The sequence below is a fragment of the Rheinheimera sp. UJ51 genome (genome assembly GCF_020819615.1).
GTDB classification, from domain to species: Bacteria; Pseudomonadota; Gammaproteobacteria; order Enterobacterales; family Alteromonadaceae; genus Alishewanella; species Alishewanella maricola.
The window spans coordinates 284,223-304,068 of sequence record NZ_JAJHOG010000004.1 but is presented as its reverse complement, the minus strand read 5'-3'; the positions used below and the strand labels follow the sequence as shown (position 1 = coordinate 304,068).

Annotated in this window: 15 protein-coding genes and 3 tRNA genes; 7 read left to right on the top strand and 11 right to left on the bottom strand. The window is 46.8% G+C overall.

Features of this window, described 5'->3' with window-relative positions; genetic code table 11:
• Window positions 1–221: 221 nt before the first annotated feature.
• The 3 genes from nirB to cobA are packed head-to-tail and all read left to right on the top strand — an operon-like array spanning window position 222 to window position 4,007.
• Window positions 222–2,789, top strand: coding sequence for a nitrite reductase large subunit NirB (nirB, locus tag LMJ53_RS07345; RefSeq protein WP_229585468.1), 2,568 nt, complete (start codon window positions 222–224; stop codon window positions 2,787–2,789).
• Window positions 2,776–3,150: a nitrite reductase small subunit NirD gene (gene nirD / locus LMJ53_RS07340; protein ID WP_229585467.1), complete on the top strand. Its 375-nt coding sequence runs from the start codon at window positions 2,776–2,778 to the stop codon at window positions 3,148–3,150. Before nirB ends, nirD begins: the two co-directional genes overlap by 14 nt.
• Window positions 3,147–4,007, top strand: a complete 861-nt coding sequence (cobA, locus tag LMJ53_RS07335) for a uroporphyrinogen-III C-methyltransferase (protein ID WP_229585466.1) — start codon at window positions 3,147–3,149, stop codon at window positions 4,005–4,007. Before nirD ends, cobA begins: the two co-directional genes overlap by 4 nt.
• 42 nt (window positions 4,008–4,049) lie before the next feature.
• Here cobA and LMJ53_RS07330 read toward each other — a convergent pair whose 3' ends face one another.
• A complete protein-coding gene (locus LMJ53_RS07330; protein WP_229585465.1) occupies window positions 4,050–5,786 on the bottom strand; it encodes a bifunctional protein-serine/threonine kinase/phosphatase in 1,737 nt (578 codons plus the stop codon).
• A gap of 10 nt (window positions 5,787–5,796) precedes the next feature.
• A complete protein-coding gene (locus tag LMJ53_RS07325) occupies window positions 5,797–6,660 on the bottom strand; it encodes a formate/nitrite transporter family protein (RefSeq protein ID WP_229585464.1) in 864 nt (287 codons plus the stop codon).
• A 439-nt stretch (window positions 6,661–7,099) separates the two neighbouring features.
• Between LMJ53_RS07325 and LMJ53_RS07320 the strand changes: the two genes are divergently transcribed.
• Complete coding sequence (locus LMJ53_RS07320; protein WP_229585463.1) at window positions 7,100–8,446, top strand: nitrate- and nitrite sensing domain-containing protein; 1,347 nt, start codon at window positions 7,100–7,102, stop codon at window positions 8,444–8,446.
• Between the two features lie 213 nt (window positions 8,447–8,659).
• On the opposite strand, the gene LMJ53_RS07315 is transcribed toward LMJ53_RS07320, so the two are convergent.
• The 3 genes from LMJ53_RS07315 to LMJ53_RS07305 form a co-directional block, all read right to left on the bottom strand.
• Window positions 8,660–8,735, bottom strand: a tRNA-Phe gene (locus tag LMJ53_RS07315).
• Between the two features lie 7 nt (window positions 8,736–8,742).
• Window positions 8,743–8,818, bottom strand: a tRNA-Thr gene (locus tag LMJ53_RS07310).
• A 41-nt stretch (window positions 8,819–8,859) separates the two neighbouring features.
• A tRNA-Phe gene (locus tag LMJ53_RS07305) sits at window positions 8,860–8,935 on the bottom strand.
• Window positions 8,936–9,160: 225 nt separating this feature from the next.
• Between LMJ53_RS07305 and LMJ53_RS07300 the strand changes: the two genes are divergently transcribed.
• The gene (locus LMJ53_RS07300) at window positions 9,161–11,908 is read left to right on the top strand and encodes a hybrid sensor histidine kinase/response regulator (protein ID WP_229585462.1); all 2,748 of its coding nucleotides are present in this window, start codon (window positions 9,161–9,163) and stop codon (window positions 11,906–11,908) included.
• A gap of 41 nt (window positions 11,909–11,949) precedes the next feature.
• On the opposite strand, the gene kdsA is transcribed toward LMJ53_RS07300, so the two are convergent.
• The 6 genes from kdsA to hemA all read right to left on the bottom strand — a co-directional run bounded on the left by kdsA (window position 11,950) and on the right by hemA (window position 18,187).
• Window positions 11,950–12,798, bottom strand: coding sequence for a 3-deoxy-8-phosphooctulonate synthase (gene kdsA / locus LMJ53_RS07295; protein ID WP_229585461.1), 849 nt, complete (start codon window positions 12,796–12,798; stop codon window positions 11,950–11,952).
• Between the two features lie 23 nt (window positions 12,799–12,821).
• Window positions 12,822–13,199, bottom strand: coding sequence for a SirB2 family protein (locus LMJ53_RS07290; protein WP_226749696.1), 378 nt, complete (start codon window positions 13,197–13,199; stop codon window positions 12,822–12,824).
• 30 nt (window positions 13,200–13,229) lie between these two features.
• Window positions 13,230–14,795: a DUF3369 domain-containing protein gene (locus LMJ53_RS07285; RefSeq protein ID WP_229585460.1), complete on the bottom strand. Its 1,566-nt coding sequence runs from the start codon at window positions 14,793–14,795 to the stop codon at window positions 13,230–13,232.
• A 207-nt stretch (window positions 14,796–15,002) separates the two neighbouring features.
• Window positions 15,003–15,830 carry a peptide chain release factor N(5)-glutamine methyltransferase gene (gene prmC, locus LMJ53_RS07280; RefSeq protein WP_229585459.1) on the bottom strand — a complete coding sequence of 276 codons (828 nt, stop codon included), beginning with the start codon at window positions 15,828–15,830 and terminating at the stop codon, window positions 15,003–15,005.
• Window positions 15,830–16,921 carry a peptide chain release factor 1 gene (prfA, locus tag LMJ53_RS07275; protein ID WP_229585458.1) on the bottom strand — a complete coding sequence of 364 codons (1,092 nt, stop codon included), beginning with the start codon at window positions 16,919–16,921 and terminating at the stop codon, window positions 15,830–15,832. The genes prmC and prfA overlap by 1 nt, the downstream gene beginning before the upstream one ends.
• Before the next feature lie 18 nt (window positions 16,922–16,939).
• Window positions 16,940–18,187 carry a glutamyl-tRNA reductase gene (hemA, locus tag LMJ53_RS07270; RefSeq protein WP_229585457.1) on the bottom strand — a complete coding sequence of 416 codons (1,248 nt, stop codon included), beginning with the start codon at window positions 18,185–18,187 and terminating at the stop codon, window positions 16,940–16,942.
• Window positions 18,188–18,267: 80 nt separating this feature from the next.
• Between hemA and lolB the strand changes: the two genes are divergently transcribed.
• Entirely contained in the window at window positions 18,268–18,876 is a 609-nt protein-coding gene (gene lolB, locus LMJ53_RS07265; protein WP_229585456.1) for a lipoprotein insertase outer membrane protein LolB, read from the top strand.
• Complete coding sequence (gene ispE, locus LMJ53_RS07260) at window positions 18,873–19,724, top strand: 4-(cytidine 5'-diphospho)-2-C-methyl-D-erythritol kinase (protein WP_229585455.1); 852 nt, start codon at window positions 18,873–18,875, stop codon at window positions 19,722–19,724. The genes lolB and ispE overlap by 4 nt, the downstream gene beginning before the upstream one ends.
• Window positions 19,725–19,846: the final 122 nt, after the last annotated feature.

Below are 19,846 nucleotides of genomic sequence, written 5' to 3'. Positions count from 1 at the left end.
GCGTGCTTAAAAAAATTAAAACTGTTTATTTTCATAGCACTAGGATTATGGCAACAATCCTGCATAGTATAAAAAGTAACATCTAAACAATTTGTAGTTGGCATCAGTAAAGCGATGCCATCACGGCAACGAAGCCCGCACACAGTGGAAACACTGTTTGCGGGCTTTTTTGTTTGGCACGCCTTTAAAGGTGCCAACTTTTATTGCACAAGGAGCTAACGATGACAGCATCGCAACATATTTTGGTCGTGGGTAATGGTATGGTTGGGCACCATTTTGTTGAACAATTGCGGGCAAAAGCGCCTACAGCAACCATTACTGTACTGTGTGGTGAACCACAATTGGCTTATGACCGAGTTTATCTATCCAGTGTTTTTACCGGTAAGGATCGTGCCGAACTCGCGCTCACTTCTGAGCAGCATTATCGAGAACAAGGCATTAAATACCACTTAAATTGCTGGGTCAGCCGAATTGAACCGCAAAGTAAAACAGTATTCACTGCCAGTGGCGAAAACTATCATTACGACAAGCTCGTACTGGCTACCGGTTCTTATCCGTTCGTGCCGCCGATCCCGGGTCATCAACAAGAACATTGTTTGGTGTATCGCACATTGGACGATTTAACGGCTATCGCGCACAGTGCTCAAGACAGCCAAACCGGCGTGATTATTGGCGGCGGTTTATTGGGTTTAGAAGCGGCAAATGCGCTAAGACAACTCGGGCTAACCACCCATGTCGTTGAATTCGCCCCCCAATTGATGGCTGTGCAACTCGATGTAGCAGGTGGCCAGTTATTAACACAAAAGATCACCGCGTTGGGCTTAGGTGTACACACAGGTAAAACCACACAAGCCATAGTTGCAGGTGACGAATGCCGCTACCGCTTAGAATTTAGCGATGGCAGCTTTTTAGAAACCGATTTGGTGGTGTTTTCAGCCGGGATCCGCCCTTATGACGCACTAGCAAAAGATGCTGGTCTGGCTATCGGAGCTAAAGGTGGCATTATCATCAATGATTACTGTCAAACATCACAGCAAGATATTTATGCCATTGGTGAGTGTGCCTTATGGCAAAACCAACTATTTGGATTAGTCGCGCCAGGTTATCAAATGGCCCGCGTAGCCGCCAGTCATCTGACCGGCCAAGCACTCCGGTTTCAGGGCGCCGATATGAGCACCCGTTTAAAACTTCTGGGTGTAGAAGTGGGGTCAATCGGAGATGCGCATGCACGCACACCAGGGGCACAATGCTTAACATATCAAGATCCCATTCGCCAAATTTATAAGAAGCTGGTTCTCAATGACAGCGGCGATAAATTGCTCGGCGCGGTGTTAGTGGGTGATACTGCTGAATATGACACCCTGCTGCAATATTTTTTAAATGCGCTGCCTCTGCCCGCAGCCCCGGAAAGCCTCATTTTACCGCAATTAAGCGCCAACACGCCGACGCTCAGCGCTGATCTGCTGCCAGACAATGCCATGCTTTGCTCTTGTCACAACGTAACCAAGGGCGATATTGTTGCCAGCATCGAGCAAGGTCATGTTGAACTAGCCAGTATTAAGCGTTGCACAAAAGCTAGCACTGGCTGTGGTGGATGCGCAGCCTTACTAAAATCTGTAGTGGATACCGAATTAACCTTGCGTGGAGTCGCGGTCAACAACCATCTCTGTGAGCATTTTGCCTATTCACGCCAAGCATTATTGCACTTGGTGCAAGTTGAACAACTGACCACCTTTGAACAGTTACTGCAGCGTTATGGCCAAGGCCAAGGCTGTGATGTCTGTAAGCCTACCGTTGCATCAATTTTAGCCTCGGTTTGGAATGAATACATTCTTGATAACAAACATGTCGCGTTACAGGATACCAACGATACGTTTTTAGCGAATATGCAAAAAGACGGCTCTTACTCCGTAGTGCCTCGCATTGCTGGTGGTGAAATCAGCTCAGCAAAATTGTTGGTTTTAGCGCAAGTGGCCGACGACTTTCAGTTGTATTGCAAAATTACTGGTGGTCAACGCATTGATTTATTTGGCGCAAGGCTAGAACAACTGCCATTAATATGGCGACGTTTGGTCGATGCCGGTTTTGAAACAGGTCATGCCTACGGTAAATCATTACGTACTGTTAAATCCTGTGTAGGCAGTACTTGGTGTCGTTACGGTGTTCAAGACAGTGTGGGCCAAGCTATTTCTATAGAGAGCCGATATAAAGGCTTGCGCTCCCCGCATAAAATCAAAATGGCCGTGTCTGGTTGTACTCGCGAGTGTGCCGAAGCGCAAAGTAAAGATATCGGGGTCATTGCTACTGAAAATGGCTGGAATTTATATGTTTGTGGTAATGGTGGTATGCGTCCTCGCCATGCGGATCTGTTTGCAACTGACCTGGATACGCCAACACTCATCCGTTATATCGATCGCATTTTAATGTTTTATATCCGCACGGCCGATCGCTTACAACGCACATCGGTCTGGTTAGAAAAACTCGAGGGAGGACTGGACTATTTACGCCAAGTGATTATCGATGACAGCCTTGGCTTAGCCGCTGAATTAGAAAAACAAATGGCCGGTTTGGTTAACAGCTATGCCTGTGAATGGCAACGCACACTGGACGATCCAGAGGCCCTAAAACGATTCCGACATTTTGTGAATAGCCCCGAAGGTGATAGCAATATTTTGTTTGTGCAAGAGCGAGGGCAAATCCGCCCTGCAACGTTAGAAGAGAAGCAGCAACAACAGCGTATACCCGTAACAATGATTGAGTCTGAGGAGATCACCCATGACATGGTTTAACGTAGCAACCACGAGTGATCTGGTCGACAACAGTGGGGTTTGTGTTTTGGTCAACGGGCAACAAATTGCCCTGTTCAGCCTCACTATCACCGGGCAAAACCAGTTATTTGCCATCGACAACTTTGATCCGATTGGCCAAGCAAATGTGCTAGCGCGTGGCATCACGGGTTCAATTGGCGATAGGCTGGTTGTCGCCTCGCCGCTTTACAAGCAACATTTTGATTTACACAACGGCCAATGTATAGAAATGCCTGAGATCAGCGTGGGTGTTTACCCAGTACAACGGCAAGAACAGACTATTTGGATACAACTAAAGAGCTCGCAGCCCCGAGCAGAAACTAAGATGGAGGCGATGGTATGAGTTTTTTAACCTTGTTTCGTCGGCCCATGAGTCAATGGTTTGCCCCCTTTTTCCCGATAGCACGACCTTATGCACAACAGACTTTGCCAAAAACAGGTCAGGTTTTTTTAGTAGGTGCCGGCCCAGGCGATCCTGAATTGTTAACGCTAAAAGCCTGGCGTTTACTGCAACAAGCCGATGTGGTGTTATATGATGCTTTAATTTCACCCGCGTTGCTGGCGCTGATCCCCAAAGCTTGCCAGCAATATTACGTTGGAAAACGCGCCGGCCAACATGCTTTGACTCAACCGGAGATCTGCCAAAAGCTACAATATTTTGCGCAGCAAGGCCATACCGTAGTTAGGCTTAAAGGGGGCGATCCCGCCATTTTTGGTCGGGTAAACGAAGAAGCCGCGGCCTTACAGGCCGCAAATATTCCCTTTGCCATTGTACCAGGGATAACCACCGCCTGTGCCGCTGCCGCGTATACGGGTATTGCGTTAACTGCGCGCAATGTCGCACGTAGTGTCACCTTCCTCACGGCACAATTTGCCGATCCTAAGCAACAACCTAACTGGCAACAATGGCGCTATCAAACCGAGGGAGACAATCCAACACTGGTGGTATATATGGGGCTAAGCCGGTTGCCAATGCTCTGTCAGGGCTTGCGCGCCGTAGGTTGGCCTGCCTCTACCCCTATTGCGTTGATAGAACAGGTCAGCTGCCCTGAGCAGCGCTTACTTAGCGCAACCCTTGAGGATATTAATGACAAAGTTCAGCAACAACCCTTTACTGGGCCCACTCTAATTATGATTGGCGACGTGATCCAACAACCGATGGCAGTCAATCAATCGCTTTTGCAAAGCGCTTGGGCATAAATACAAGGTAACCTGATGACATCGAGCCCGACGTCATCAGGTTTAAAGCAAAAATTGATAGCAAAGTGTTAGGTTTAACAGCAACAATATCAGTGACACCACTTGCCAAAAACGTAATGGATCACGCTGTAACAAGGGCCGAAAGGGCTGCTGCAAATAGGCGGGATTAGGGTGCTGCAAATCGTATAAAAAAGCCGATAACTGCTGATAACGCGCTGCCGGATCAGGCTGTAAGGCTTGCTGCAAGGTTAAATCAAACCATCTGGGGATGGCTGAAGCTTCTGACGATAGGGGCTGATAACATAAGCGCTTTTGCTGCTGACGATTACGACATCGCGCTAACTGATGACCATAAGGAAAGCGACCACTTAATAGGTAGTAACACAGTACAGCTAATGAATACAAATCTGCGCTTTGGGTGGCTTCCTCCCCTAATAAACATTCTGGCGCAGAGTATAGCGCTGTGCCAAGCCCCCGCTCTACGGCAATATGATATTGTTCAACTAAGCCCGCTACCTGCGCAGACCCTAAATCAATAATTTTTACTAAACCCGTTTCAGTAATCATAATATTTTCAGGGCGTAAATCTTGGTGCACCACTTCTGCCCGATGCAAAGCTTGCAGCCCTGTCCCGACTTGCATCACAATCTGTCTAACTTGTTCTAAAGAGGGATGAGGATGATCTTGCCGCCACTGCTGCAAGGTTTGTCCCTGAATAAATTCAGCAAGGGTGTAAATATAACGACGTTCACGCCCTGTACTGACCGAACGGATCACATGATCATTACGCACTCGCCGGGCAATCCAATCTTCGAGTAATAAACGCGCTAAATAGGCTTCATTGCTCATCTGCTCAGTAGCAGGGGTTTTTAGCACCAACAGTTGTTTGCTTATTTCATCTTGCACCAGATAAACATGGCTGCGATGGCTCTGATAAAGTGCACGTATCACGGTATAACCATCGAGCGTACTGCCCGCAGCTAAATCCGTTACCACATGCAAGCGCTCATCTAATTTCGGTGGGGTCGCGGGCTCAGGCAGCTGTTTGATTTGCAACAAGGCTGCACTGAGATTATCTTCACTTTGCGCAGCTAAGGCTGCAGCAGTTAATGATGAGGCCAGCTCAGGCATACTCATCTTCGCCTCGGCTTTTGCTAACAAAGCGCTTAAGGCTGAAGGGGATAAATTGGCATAAACGCCATCGGTCAAAAGTAGCAGTATGTCGCCCTCTCGCAGTGCTACCTGAATATAATCATAATTAATTTGGGGTCCAGCGCCGAGCGCTCGACTTAAATAAGTGGTTTTAGCACTGTGGCCAGCCCCAGTTAAAACTGGGCTGCTGTGATCGGAACTGATTTGCGTTAAGAGCCCTTGCCGCCAAAGGTAAGCGCGGCTATCCCCAATATGGAACAGATGGGCAAAACGGCCCTTAACAACCCAACCGCTGAAGGTGCAAACATAACCTTTGTCAGGATCGTGCCCGAACACTTGACGACTTTGCCCATACAACCACGCATGAATTGCCTGCAATACTTGACCGCCAGCCTGCTTGACGCTGGCGGTATCTGAAGTACAAAAATAATCATCCAAAAAACTGGTTACCGCCGTTTCACTGGCAATCTGACTGACCGTGCTGCTACTGACACCATCGGCCAACGCCACGGCTGCCCCCTTAGTGCAAAGCAGTGGCGTAGCAGGAATGACGCCAGCACAAAAATCTTGATTTAACGACTTTTCCCCAGCACAGCTGTGTAACCCTAAGGCTAATGTCAGTGTCATCAGTGCAGCCTTATCCTTTAGCGGCTTGCTGTACAGTGGTCGTATTACTCACTGCAGACGTCGCAACGACATGACGTTTAGGCGCTGTTTTATAGTGTGTGGTATACAAAGTTAGCCCAGTAAAAGCTAAACCACCCACTAAATTACCCAGCACAGTTGGGATCTCGTTCCAAATCAGATAATCCATAACGGAGAAATCGCCGCCCATTAACAGCCCATAAGGAAATAAAAACATGTTAACGACTGAATGCTCAAACCCCATAAAAAAGAACAGCATAATTGGCATCCACATTGCCAGCACTTTACCACTGACATGAGTGGAGATCATTGCGCCAACCACCCCCATCGATACCATCCAATTACACAACATGCCCCGCAAAAAAATAGTTAACCAACCGGCAACCCCGTATTCAGCATAACCTAAGGTGCGCGCTTCACCGATGGTCGCAATTTTTTCACCGACCGAGCCGCCATCAGTGTTAAAACCCATGGTAAACACAAAGGCCATCATTAGCGCCACCGTCAGCGCCCCGGCGAAATTACCACAAAACACCCAACCCCAATTGCGTAAGATACCGGCCACGGTGACGCCTGGGCGTTTATCTAATAAAGCTAAAGGGGTTAGCACAAAGACCCCAGTTAACAAGTCAAACCCCATCAGGTATAACATACAAAACCCAACCGGAAATAACGCTGCGCCAAGCAAAAAACTGCCGGTTTGTACTGCAATGGTAATGGCAAACACTGCCGCAAGCGCTAAGATGGCACCCGCCATATAGGCGCGGATTAAGGTATCTCGAGTAGACATATATACTTTAGATTCGCCGGCATCGACCATCTTGGTGACAAACTCAGCGGGAATTAGATAAGCCATAGGATGTTCCTCTGTTTATAAAAATTAGTCAGTTGTGACGCTGTACTGCTCTTTTTTACGCAAAAAAAAACGCCCACCCGAACTGATCACAGTTCTGGGTGGACGTCGTTGTCCGATATACACGGCTTGTATTCTGGTAAAAATCTGTGCGGCTATTGATGCTGAACACCTCATCGCCACACAAATTATTTAAAGCAACTAAAGTGCCAAAACTGAAAAAAAATTTTATTGAATAAAATCATTACCCTAGAAAATGGTCACTGCAGCAAGCTGCCCGCGACTGTACCAGAAGGGTGCAATCCTTTCGATAATTGCACTAAAATACAGCAAGATCGCTGCCCCTCTTTGCCTGTAAAACAATAAATTAGCTGCTAACCCTGCTGATCAAATGCTTGTTTTTTATAAACTTAGTGCTAGTTAACCCCCTCTGGAACATTCCTTGCAAAATGCTTTGGTACCCGCTTACCAGGTAGCCAAACCGCTATTGACCATGCAAGTTCATTACAGTAAGACCACAGAGCAATTTCTATTAGCCGCCAAACAAGCTGAGCTAAGCACCTTGCAACAATTAAGCAGCAGCACTCAGGTGGTTACAGGGATCAGTGAACTGATCCATCAATTACAACGTGAACGTGGCATTAGCAACATTTATCTTGCCTCGCATTCTGAACATTACAGTAAAGAACGAACTGTTCAGCTCAAGCAAACTTTAATCAGTGAACAACAGCTGCGCGTGATCCTTAGCGAGCATTATTTGCCGGTGACTTTACGCAGCGGTGCTAGCAGATTGATGCATGGTATCAGCCTCAGTTTACAAGGATTAGACAATTTAGTGGCGCTGCGCAGCCTGATCACTGAACAAAAGTTGACGCCCCTGCAGTGTACCGAAGCTTACTGTCGGTTAATCTCCAGCCTGTTAAACTTGGTTGCCGATGTAGCGGAAGGTGCTGGCGAGCCGCAGATGACCCGTTTATTAGTAGCATTATTTAATTTGATGCAAGCGAAAGAACATGCAGGACAAGAACGGGCTTGGGGTGCCATGGGATTTGCTTCTGGCCAGTTTGACCCAAACATCTGTGAAAGATTACAGCAGCTTCAAGCAACACAGGAGCAACAATTACACCTTGCGCAATCGCTAGTAGATATCTATTTAGAAAATTTATTTCAAACCGAACATGTGCAGGGCAAAACAGAATTTGTGCAGTTGCGTAAATTGATCCAACAACTCAGTGATGGCACCGCCGTCGCCCCTGTGTTGTGCGAAGTTTGGTTTGATATGGCCTCAGAACGCATAGACCAGCTTTACACGCTTGAACAACAGGTGTTAAAGCATCTCAACAGCCAAGCCCAACAAAAACTAGCGGAAGGCGAACAGGCGATGCAGCAACATCGTCAACAATTACGGGCCTTAAGTGAGCGCACCAGCAAGCCTGAGCATCCTAGCAGCTTGTTGTTCGATCCGTCGCAGCCAGGCCTGTTCGGCTCGATACTGCAGCCTGCAATGGCGGCATTTACAAAAGAGGGAACCGATTTACATCGAACCTTTTATGATTTACTGCAAGAGCAAGCACAGCATATTCAACAAATGCAGCAACAGTTGCAAGATGCAAAACAAGCGCTTATCGCTCAAAAACAGATTGATCGTGCCAAGCTACTGTTGATGCAGCAGTCGCAATTGTCCGAGCAGCAAGCTTATCGGCAGCTGCAGCAACTTGCCATGCATTCACAACAGTCGTTGGCCGTGGTCGCAGCCACGGTAATAGAAACGCATACTAAACATAAATAAACACCCTCGTTAGGAACAATGTGCAACAGCTGAAAGCTAGCCCGACAGGGCAAGTGGCAAGGATAGCCACTTGTACAAAATCGCCAGGAGCGATTTTGTACAGCTTTAAGCTGGCCCGCAAAGGCGAGGCGCAGGATGCGCCGAGTAATCGAAGATGACGCCGTGGGCGATAAAAAGCAAAACGCCAGCACGAGGCTGGCGTTTTAACTATAGTGGTGCCCAGAGGCGGAATCGAACCACCGACACGCGGATTTTCAATCCGCTGCTCTACCGACTGAGCTATCTGGGCAAAATAATGGTGCCGCTTATCCGAGTCGAACGGATGACCTACTGATTACAAGTCAGTTGCTCTACCAACTGAGCTAAAGCGGCAGCGACACTGTAAGATGTTACAACAATGACACCAAAATTCATGGTGCCCAGAGGCGGAATCGAACCACCGACACGCGGATTTTCAATCCGCTGCTCTACCGACTGAGCTATCTGGGCAATGCGGCGTATTAAACGGATTTTGCCGAGTTAAGTCAATAAATATTTTTGAAAAGCATACTGACAGCCTATAACTTGAACAAAAAGACCGTTTTCGAGTAATAAACACACTGCGATAAGCTAAAAACAAACTGCTAATATTACTGCTTTTATGGGCAAAAACTTGTTAAGCTAGAAAACTGCAATTCCGGTTAATTTTGTTTCATTTAACGCTATGGAAGGTCAATGGAAAACACGCATTTTACTAAACAAATATTTTTTCGGTTGGCGATTGTTTTACTGATTTGCCTCGCCATTCAAACATGGCTGTTTGGCTGGTTTACCGCTTCTGCGCAGCGCAGCTCTGAACAACTGCAACGACTCACCGCTGAAAGTATGGTGCTGGCACAAAGCCTTAGTCTGGTGCCAACTGATGATAAGGTCTTACAACAGCAGTTATTTTTACAAGCACGCAATAATGATCCCAGCCGGGCGTTCTATTTGTACAGCGTGACAGCCAAAGGCATTGAGCTTGAATTAAATACGGAAAATTTACCTAATGTGGTGCCCTCACCCACCCTGTCAAATATGGCAATTCGCCAAGATGATTTATTAATTGTGCACCGCATTTTACCGGGGCAAACGAATAAAGTATTAGTGTCATTACAATTACTGCCGCCCCCTAATTATCAACCCGCTCTCTTTGCGTTATTTATCGGGTTAATCACGGGATTATTGTTACTCGCTGGCATCAGTTATCACTTATCGCAATTTTTCCGCGAACGCCTGCTGCCTCTGGCATTAGGCACACGCAACGCCTTAGAGAAAGATCAGTTTGTACCCGGTTTTGACAGCCATGAAAACGATGTCTTTGGGCTGTTAGCAGAGCAAATCAATACGGTGTTTTATCGGCTACAACAAAGCACACAAGCCTTAAAAGCCTCAGAAGACAACATCAGCCAATTGAAGCGAGAGGTTGAGCATCGCATTAAAGAACGTACCGATGCCTTAGAAACAGCAAAATTAACGGCTGAAAAAGCCAATGAAGCCAAGTCGACTTTCTTAGCCACCATGAGCCATGAAATTCGCACCCCCATGAACGGCATTATCGGCACGATCGACTTGTTACGTAAAACGGATTTAAGTAACCCACAATATCGCATGACTGATACGATCCGAGAATCCTCGTTTTCGTTATTACGGATCCTCGATGATATTTTGGATTTCTCTAAAATCGAAGCCGGCAAGCTTGAGCTTGAAAATATCCCCGTGTCGCTGGTCGATATCATTGAAGCCGTGGGCCGCATCTTAGTCTCTGTGGCCTATCAGCGACAAATTGATTTAAAAATTTATATCGATCCGCGCATTCCCGATGGCTTAATGGGCGATCCTGTCCGCTTACGGCAAATTCTGTATAACTTGGCGGGTAACGCCATTAAATTTACAGAAACCACAACAGAGAAAACCGGAGTGGTGGTGGTCAGCGCTCGGTTATTAGAAGAGAACATGGATTTCAGCCAAATCCAATTGACGGTATCCGATAACGGCCGCGGCATGACCCAGCGGCAAATTAGCTATGTTTTCCAACCTTTTAACCAAGCAGAAGGTTCCATCACTCGGCGTTTTGGCGGTACAGGGTTAGGTTTATCTATTTGCCAGTACCTCACCTCTTTGATGTATGGAGAAATAGATGCGAAGAGTGAACCGGGCAAAGGTTCTGAATTTCAAGTACGGCTGCCGATGCACCGCATTGAGAACGCTCGCTATCTGTCACAAAGCTTACTCAAAGATTTAGCTATTTGCCTGTTTAGCCAAGATAGCGACAATCAACATCACTTATCAGACTATCTGCTCTATTGCGGAGCCAACGTAGATATCGTGCTGAGCTTAGAGGCTCTGCATCTTCGTGCCGAAAATCAACGAGAAGATGCGAACACCCAGACGGTTTGGGTACTAGATGCGACCTATGAACAAATCTCGGCAAGCGAAATAACACATTTAGTCACGCATCCCAAATTAACAAGCGTGAAGTTTGTGATTATCACTAACCAAACTGAATTAGCCGACTTGCTGTTTGATAATGTGATTTACGTGCATGGTAGCCCGATTTGCCGCACACAAATCTTGGATGCCGTACAAATTATCTGCGGTCTAAAAGCGCGACCTAAACAACTTATCCAACCAACTAACCAAGCTTCATTGCAAGCTCCTAGTATTGAAACCGCGCGAAAAAATCGTGAGCTGGTATTGTTAGCTGAAGATAATCACATGAACCAACGCGTCATCGTAGAGCAGTTAAGTGCTTTGGGCTATGCCGTGGAAGTCGCTGATGATGGCGCTATCGCTCTTGAGAAATGGCGTGAATACCATTACCCACTGGTATTAACCGATTTGCATATGCCTAATCTCAGTGGCTATGATCTGACGAAAGCCATTCGGTTAGAAGATTTACACCGACAAGACGATAGCCAATTTACCCGTATTATTGCCATTACCGCTAATGCCATGAAAGGCGAAGAGCAAAAATGCCTGAGCGTAGGTATGGACGCTTATATCACCAAACCGATTGAATTGGTTACGCTACAAAATGTCATGCAAAAATGGTTACCGCTAAAACAAAGTGCTAAAGAACCAGCACAAGATACTGTTGAGCAAAATACTCTCTCGCCGATTTGTTTTACCACTTTAGCCAATTGCTTGGGTAATGATCCGGTTAAACATGAAGAATACTTAAATTATTTTATTAGTGAAGCGACCCCTGTCATTGATAAATTAACGCAATTACACACGAGTCAGCAGCGTCAGGGCATTCGTAGTGAAGCTCATCAATTAAAAGCTATGGCAAAGAGTGTGGGTGCTTTACAAGTGGCCAACAAAGCGTTGAGTTTAGAGAAGATTGCGGATACAGCAGATTTAAGTACGGTAGCGGAAACGATTGAGCAATTAACCGACCAGTTTCATAACGTGATCCATTATGTGAAACAGCGCTATTGATGCTAACAGGCGTTAGCATCAATATTATTCGCTAACAACACTTAATTGGCTGAAGTATCCAGCACAGGAAAGCTTTTAACCAACTGATCTAACGCCTGCATCTGCGCAAGATAAGGCTCGAGCTTAGCTAATGGCAAAGCACAAGGGCCATCGCATTTAGCCAAATTAGGCTCAGGGTGTGCTTCAATAAACAACCCAGCTAAGCCTAAAGCCATCCCCGAGCGAGCCAGTTGTGCCGCTTGGGCGCGACGACCATCTGCAGAGTCTTCACGACCACCCGGTTTTTGTAAAGCATGGGTTGCATCAAAAATGACAGGCGCATACTGTTTCATTTCATCCATGCCCAGCATGTCGACAACCAGGTTATTGTAACCAAAGCTTGAGCCGCGCTCGCAGAGGATCACTTGCTCATTTCCAGCTTCGGCAAATTTCTTCAGAATATGGCGCATTTCATGCGGCGCTAAAAACTGCGGTTTTTTCACATTAATCACCGCGCCCGTTTTTGCCATCGCCACCACTAAATCGGTTTGCCGAGCTAAAAAAGCAGGCAATTGGATCACGTCGACAACTTCTGCAACCGGCGCAGCTTGATGCGGCTCATGCACATCAGTAATCAGCGGCACATTAAACGTACGTTTAATCTCTTCGAAAATACGTAAACCTTCTTCTAAGCCCGGACCACGGTAAGAGTGCACAGAAGAACGATTCGCTTTATCAAACGACGCTTTAAACACATAAGGAATGCCCAATTTTGCACACACTTGCACGTAGTGTTCGGCGATACGCATGGCGAGATCGCGAGACTCTAATACATTCATGCCACCAAACAGCACAAAGGGTTTATTGTTGGCGACATCAATACCGGCAACATTAATCAGGTGATTTTGCATAACAGATCCGTCAGGTTAACTTATTAAAATGGAAGAAATATCGGCTGCTTGCTCAGGGCAACCCGGATCATTAAACCAAGCCAGCCCAGTGCACCTAAAAACGATAACCAACGAATGGCGACAGTGCGACCTTTTAAAGCAGAAAAACCCAAAGCGATGTAAGCAAACAGTGCGATAACTTTTTCGGTCAGCCACGGATTAACAAAGGGATACTGGGCAATGGTGATCATTAACGCCGCCGCCGATAACAATAAAAAGGTATCAACCACATGGGGCGCTATTTTAAAGAACTTACGCTGCAACAGCGGCGAGTCTTTTAAACGCAAAGCAAAGCGAATAAATAGCAGTGATACACTTAACGCCACCATTAACAAATGAATATGCTTAAACGCCATATACATAACAAACAACCTCTTGTGAATATCAATAAATTAAAGTGGCGCTACGTTACCACTATCTGGATATTTTTGCAGTACGCCTTCAAGCTTCGATACAATCTGGTTAAAGGCTGCCACCATTTTAGGTTCAAACTGCCGATTGACTTGCGCATTAATCTCAGCGGTGACTTGCTGTAAAGTCCAAGCTTCTTTGTAACAGCGACGATGCCTTAACGCATCATAAACATCGGCCAATGCCGCGATACGCGCAAACACATGGATCTCTTCTGCCTTTTTACCATTAGGGTAGCCCGTACCATCCCAACGCTCATGATGTTCACGTGCGATGATTGCGCCTGCCTGAATAATAGAACGCTTCGAATCTTTTAGTATGTTAAAACCGATGTTGGTGTGCTGTTTCATTACAGACCATTGCTCAGCGGTGAGTTTGTCCGGTTTATTTAAAATTTCATCAGGGATCCCCGCTTTACCAACATCATGCAGCGGCGCAGCATACATCAGTAATTCGGCATCCTCCTTGGCTAAACCATAGGCAATGGCTAACTCATAACAAATAAAAGCAATGCGCCGTACGTGATTGCCGGTTTCCACCGAGCGCTGCTCAACCGCCTCACTTAACCGATAAACAATTTCACGCTGTGTATCTTCAACTTCGTGCTGTAATTGCACGTTTTCATAAGCAATTTGTACATTTTGTGCGAATAACTGCACCAACTTTTGTTGGTTTTCGCTCATCGGGCCGGGTAAACCAGATATATATAACAAAGACCCATGGGTAAATTTACTGCTGCAATACGCAACCAAATAATTATCACGATACACAATGGCTTTGGAACTTAACGCTTGCTCGAAGGCATCGAGTAAGGGTTTCTCAAGTACCTCTTGAATAGGTCGCCCTTCTTTTTGCTCAAATTCGCCTTGCCCAGCAAACACCACCAGCTCGCGTGGATCACTGGTGCGCACATTACCAGCAACTAAAGAAGAACTGACCAATAAAGCGTCTTGATCACAGCCAAGCACCGAGGTCAGTTGTTGCAACACACCATCAATAAATTGTTCCATCGAATGTGAAGAAAACAAATCGACGGAGGCATCCATGATTTTCGCCAAGCCTTGTCGACTCTGTTCAATGGAAATAATATCGCGGTAAGAACGTAAGCTTGACATCATTACGGTAAATAACTTTTGTGCCGTCAACTCAGTTTTTGATTTGTAATCGTTGATATCATAATCCACTATTACCTGCCGCTCCGGCGCTTGCCCTGGCTGACCGGTACGTAAAATAATCCGCACAAATTGATTTTTTAACTGCTCCCGAATATAACGCGCGACTTGTAAACCGGCATCATCGGTTTCCATCACGACATCGAGCAATACAATGGCAATATCGTGTTGTTCAGACATGATTTGCTGTGCTTCTGCGCCAGAATAGGCACTGATAAATAATAATTTCTTTTGTTGAAAACTGAAGTCACTCAGTGCAAGACGTGTTACCACATGCACTTCAGACTCATCATCCACGATCAATACTTTCCAAGTGCCATTGGATACTGTGACTTCTAACTGTGGTTCATCTGCAAACAAAAATTGCTCAGACATCTCGGTGGCTCCCTCCAAAAAACTTATATGGTTATAAGCTGCTTTTCGTTACACGTCAAAAAATTTGTCACCATATGCATTGGGGGTTGTGCCTGATGATGGGGGCGTGCATACAAAAAAGCTAAAGCACCTAATCGTGAAGAAAACAGAGGGTGCTAATTAAGCTTCAAAAGATAGAAACAGCGCGAATGCTCTGCTAACCGGCAGCTAATTAAGTTGACCGCCACTGATGCGCCAATGACCACCGTAGTCTTTCACCGAACTCACTTGCTCAAAACCCGCCGCAACTAACATCTGTCTTACCAGCGGCGCTTGTTCAAAGCCATGCTCAAGCCACAACCAACCTCCTTGGGTCAGATGCTGGGGAGCATTAGTGATGATATGTTGCAAATCGGCATAGCCCTGCTCGGCAGCAACCAAAGCGCTTAAAGGCTCATAGCGTAAGGCACAAAGATGCGGATCCTCAGCTTCAATATAAGGGGGGTTACTGACGATTAACTGATATTGCTCTGCAGCAAGCTGACTAAACCAACGGCTTTGTTGCACTTGCACTTGAGGTAACTTTAAAGCAGCCGCATTACGCTGTGCTAAGGCGACAGCCTCTGGCTGAAGGTCAACCGCCGTGATCTGCCAAGTCGGGCGCTCGCTCGCCAATGCTAAGGCAATTGCGCCAGTGCCAGTGCCTAAATCGAGTACTCTGGCATCAGCAGCTAAGGGCAGCGTTAAAACATGTTCTACCAATACTTCGGTATCAGGTCGAGGGATCAACGTACTGGGCGCTACGGCCAACTCTAAACCAAAAAAATGCCAGTAACCAAAAATATAGGCTAAGGGCTCACCCGCTACACGCCGCTTTAACATGCGCTCGAGCTCTTGCAGTTCAGTGGCACTTAACAGACGTTCTGGATAGGTATATAAAAAACTGCTGCTGCAGTTTAATACCCGACAGAGCAACAGCCGGGCTTCGTGTAGCGGGTTATCAGAACAGCTTTGCAGCAACGCGGCGCTATGCTGCAACCAAGGCTGCAGCTGCATTAACGGTTTTCATCCGCTAACGCGGCTAATAAATCAGCTTGGTGCTCTTGCTTCAATGGCTCAATCACCAAGCCTAATTCACCTTCCATCACTTCGTTTAAGCGATAAATGGTTAAGTTAATTCGATGATCAGTTAAGCGGCCTTGTGGAAAGTTGTAAGTGCGAATACGTTCTGAACGATCGCCACTGCCCACTAATGAACGGCGAGTGTCTTGCTCTGCTAAACGGCGCTTTTCATCTTCGGCCGCTTGAATACGTGATTGCAGCACGCTCATCGCACGGGCACGGTTTTTATGCTGCGAACGCTCATCCTGACACTCCACCACGATACCCGTTGGTAAGTGAGTGATCCGAATAGCGGAGTCAGTTCGGTTAACGTGCTGTCCACCGGCGCCAGAAGCGCGGTAGGTATCCACCTTTAAATCAGCCGGATTGATTTCAATGGCTTCACTTTCTGGGATCTCCGGCATGATGGCTACAGTACAAGCGGAAGTATGCACCCGACCTTGCGATTCGGTTGCGGGTACGCGCTGCACACGATGGCCACCCGATTCAAATTTCAAGGTACCAAAGGCGCCCTCACCTTGAATATGTGCGATAACTTCTTTAAAACCACCGTGCTCACCATCACTGGCACTGACCACTTCTAACCGCCAGCGTTGTTTTTCAGCAAAACGGCTGTACATGCGAAACACATCACCAGCAAAAATGGCGGCTTCATCGCCACCGGCACCGGCGCGAATTTCTAAAAAGCAGCTATTGCTGTCGTTAGGATCTTTGGGCAGTAACAAAATTTGCAGTTCTGTATCAAGCGCTTCAATGCTGGCACGAGCAGATTTATACTCTTCTTGCGCCATTTCCCGCATGTCAGGATCGGGATCTTTTTGCATTTCTTCAGCCATTTGCAAATCGTCTTGCGCCTGACAATAGCTACGAAAGGCTTTGTTAAGATCTTCTAACTGACTAAATTCTTTTGATAACTCACGAAAACGTTTTTGATCGCTAATAACGCCTGCGTCACTTAGCAACGCTTGCACTTCTTCGTAGCGTTCTACTAAGGCTTCGAGCTTACGATATACCGACTCTTTCATTTTAACCTGTTAACCTGATTATAAATCGACTAAGACCTTAACCAACTCGGACGCGTCCGGTTGCTCGGATTGTAATAATTGACGAATGGCTTGCGTTGGGCTGTGCATTAAACGATTACTCAGTTTATTGGCCATTTCTTGCAGCACTTTCTCGGGATCTTGCCCTGCGGCCAACTGGTTTTGTGCTCGGACAAGCAATTCTTGTTTCACTTGTTCGCAACGCTGCCGATAATCACGCAGCCAATCGGCTTTATCCTGTAAAAGTAACCATTGCTGAAACTCGTTAGCGCCCGTTTCGATCATCACCTCCGCTTGTGCAGCGGCATGTTGTCGATGGTTTAAATTTTGCGCCACAATGCTTTGTAAATCATCTACGGTGTACAGGTAAGCATCTTCTAACTCAGACACCTGCTGCTCAATATCTCGCGGCACAGCTAAATCGACCAAGAACATCGGTTTATGCTTACGCTGCCGTAACGCCTGCTCAACCATACCCTTGCCCACAATAGGTAAGGTACTGGCCGTTGAGGAAATCACAATATCGGCTTCAGCTAAACGAGATGGCACCTGCGCTAAGGTTAACACTTGGGCATTAAATTGCTTAGCCAGGTTTTCGGCTCGCTCATAGGTGCGGTTCGCCACGCTTAATTTAGTTGCGCCCTGCTCAGACAAATGCCGCGCAACCAGTTCAATGGTTTCACCTGCGCCAATCAAAAGTACCCGCACATTATCTAACTTGCCAAAAATCTGCTTGGCCAGCGTAACGGCAGCAAAAGCAACCGATACCGCATTAGCGCCAATCTCTGTTTCGGTGCGCACGTCTTTAGCAACAGCAAAAGTCTTTTGAAATAGCCGCTCGAATAATGGCTGGATCGTACCCGCTTGGCGCGATTGATTATAAGACTGCTTCACCTGCCCAAAAATTTGCGGCTCACCCAACACCAAAGAATCTAACCCTGCCGCCACGCGCATTAAATGCTGCACCGCTTGCTGATCTTGAAATAAGTAAAGGTGTGGTTGTAAATCCGGTAACGACAATTGATGAAATTGCGCTAACCACTGCACCACTTGCTCGGCTTGTTCAGCACCACCGCTAAAATACAGCTCGGTACGATTACAGGTAGACAAAATCACTGCATCGACCAACTGCAGTTTCGCTGCCAATTGTTGCAAGGCCTCAGGCACCTGTTCGGGTGCAAAAGCCAGCTTTTCGCGCAGCGCAACGGGAGCTGTTTTGTGATTTATGCCTAGTGCAAAAATAGCCATCACCTGTATCATGGTTTCTGTAGGGGGCGAATTGTACGAAAAAGCCCAGGTTAATAAAAGCAAAAGCAAAGGACTTTAGTGTGTCATTACCGAATAGCCGATGGAGTATGTTAGTTTTTGTGGCTTTATTAAGCGCTTGTAGCCTAAAACCCAAGGTGCCACCCGCCGAGCCCGTGATGAACGCCGCGGCGCGACAACAACAATTAAACGCCATGCAAAGTTTTACCGTACAAGCATCGATGGGCATTAAAGCGCCGAATGAATCGATCAGTGGTAATTTGCGTTGGCAGCAAATTAATGCCAACGATTTTCAAGCTCGGTTGGCTAATATGCTCGGTATCAGTTTATTTGAACTGACCCAGCAAACAGACTTTTCAGAATTACTGGTTAAAGGCGAACGTTATCAGGCGGCAGATGCCAGCAGTTTATTGTGGCAATTAGCCGGTTGGTCTATTCCGCTGCATGATATGCCGTTATGGCTGCGCGGCTTACCTGGCGCCAGTGCCACCGAGTTGCAATATGACGCTGCTGGACGCTTAACCCGCTTTACGTTACAAGATAGCACCGGTATTCGCTGGCAATTAACGTATCGCAGCTTTTTTGCCGATGCGCTGTCGTTACCCAAGCAACTAGAATTAAGCAGCGACGATACACACATTCGCTTAGTGATCCGGAGCTGGCAACCATGAGTTTTTCGTTACCGGCAGTGGCCAAACTGAATTTATTTTTGCATATCACAGGCCGTCGCGCTGACGGTTACCATAATCTGCAAACGCTGTTTCAGATGCTTGATTATGGTGACCGCTTACATTTCAAAGCAGACAATAGCGGTGAAATAACGCTAAGTTGTAGCGATCCTTCACTTAACGGTAGCGATAACTTAATTTATCGTGCGGCTCAACTGCTGAAACCCTTTGCGCCCGCTGCAGCGGGCTGTCAGCTTTATTTAGAAAAAAACTTACCCATGGGTGGCGGCTTAGGCGGCGGCTCGTCTGATGCAGCAACGACCCTGCATGGTTTAAATAAGTTATGGCAATTAGGTCTGTCTACCCAGCACCTTGCCGAACTGGGTTTACGCTTAGGCGCAGATGTCCCGGTTTTTGTGCATGGCACTACCGCCTTTGCTGAGGGGGTTGGCGAGCGCTTACAAGCTGTCGAATTACCCGAAAAAATTTATCTCGTGGTGACACCCAATTGTCATATTAGTACGGCGGCTATTTTCAGCCACCCGCAATTAAAACGTGATACGCCTACCATGGTTTTGGCTGATTTAATGCAACGCAATTGGCAAAATGATTGCCAGCCTTTGGTCGAACAGCTGTATCCGATTGTTGCAATGACCTTACAGTGGTTGTTAGAATACGCCCCGTGTCGAATGACGGGTACTGGTGCAAGTGTGTTCGCCGAATTCCCGGACGCGGCCAGTGCTCAACATGCCCTAGCGAATTTGCCCGCATCATGCCAAGGCTTTATCGCAAGAGGGGTCAACCAGTCGCCATTATGGGCTGCGCTGACAGATACCGACTCTAACAGGTGATGTCACTAACGTTAGGTATTACTGAATAAGTTGCTAACACGATCATTACGTTATACGTTGCAGGCAACGCAGCCTGATGACAGTGTGCATGGACGTTACACGCCAACGTAATAATAGGTCGG

What these genes read in the sequence shown, in the direction of transcription:
- nirD (WP_229585467.1), top strand. Translation starts at nt 2,776, where the DNA reads ATGACATGGTTTAACGTAGCAACCACGAGTGATCTGGTCGACAACAGT.
- cobA (WP_229585466.1), top strand. Translation starts at nt 3,147, where the DNA reads ATGAGTTTTTTAACCTTGTTTCGTCGGCCCATGAGTCAATGGTTTGCC.
- prfA (WP_229585458.1), bottom strand. Translation starts at nt 16,921, where the DNA reads ATGAAAGAGTCGGTATATCGTAAGCTCGAAGCCTTAGTAGAACGCTAC.
- LMJ53_RS07325 (WP_229585464.1), bottom strand. Translation starts at nt 6,660, where the DNA reads ATGGCTTATCTAATTCCCGCTGAGTTTGTCACCAAGATGGTCGATGCC.
- prmC (WP_229585459.1), bottom strand. Translation starts at nt 15,830, where the DNA reads ATGCAGCTGCAGCCTTGGTTGCAGCATAGCGCCGCGTTGCTGCAAAGC.
- hemA (WP_229585457.1), bottom strand. Translation starts at nt 18,187, where the DNA reads ATGGCTATTTTTGCACTAGGCATAAATCACAAAACAGCTCCCGTTGCG.
- LMJ53_RS07285 (WP_229585460.1), bottom strand. Translation starts at nt 14,795, where the DNA reads ATGTCTGAGCAATTTTTGTTTGCAGATGAACCACAGTTAGAAGTCACA.
- ispE (WP_229585455.1), top strand. Translation starts at nt 18,873, where the DNA reads ATGAGTTTTTCGTTACCGGCAGTGGCCAAACTGAATTTATTTTTGCAT.
- nirB (WP_229585468.1), top strand. Translation starts at nt 222, where the DNA reads ATGACAGCATCGCAACATATTTTGGTCGTGGGTAATGGTATGGTTGGG.
- LMJ53_RS07300 (WP_229585462.1), top strand. Translation starts at nt 9,161, where the DNA reads ATGGAAAACACGCATTTTACTAAACAAATATTTTTTCGGTTGGCGATT.
- LMJ53_RS07330 (WP_229585465.1), bottom strand. Translation starts at nt 5,786, where the DNA reads ATGACACTGACATTAGCCTTAGGGTTACACAGCTGTGCTGGGGAAAAG.
- LMJ53_RS07290 (WP_226749696.1), bottom strand. Translation starts at nt 13,199, where the DNA reads ATGTATATGGCGTTTAAGCATATTCATTTGTTAATGGTGGCGTTAAGT.
- kdsA (WP_229585461.1), bottom strand. Translation starts at nt 12,798, where the DNA reads ATGCAAAATCACCTGATTAATGTTGCCGGTATTGATGTCGCCAACAAT.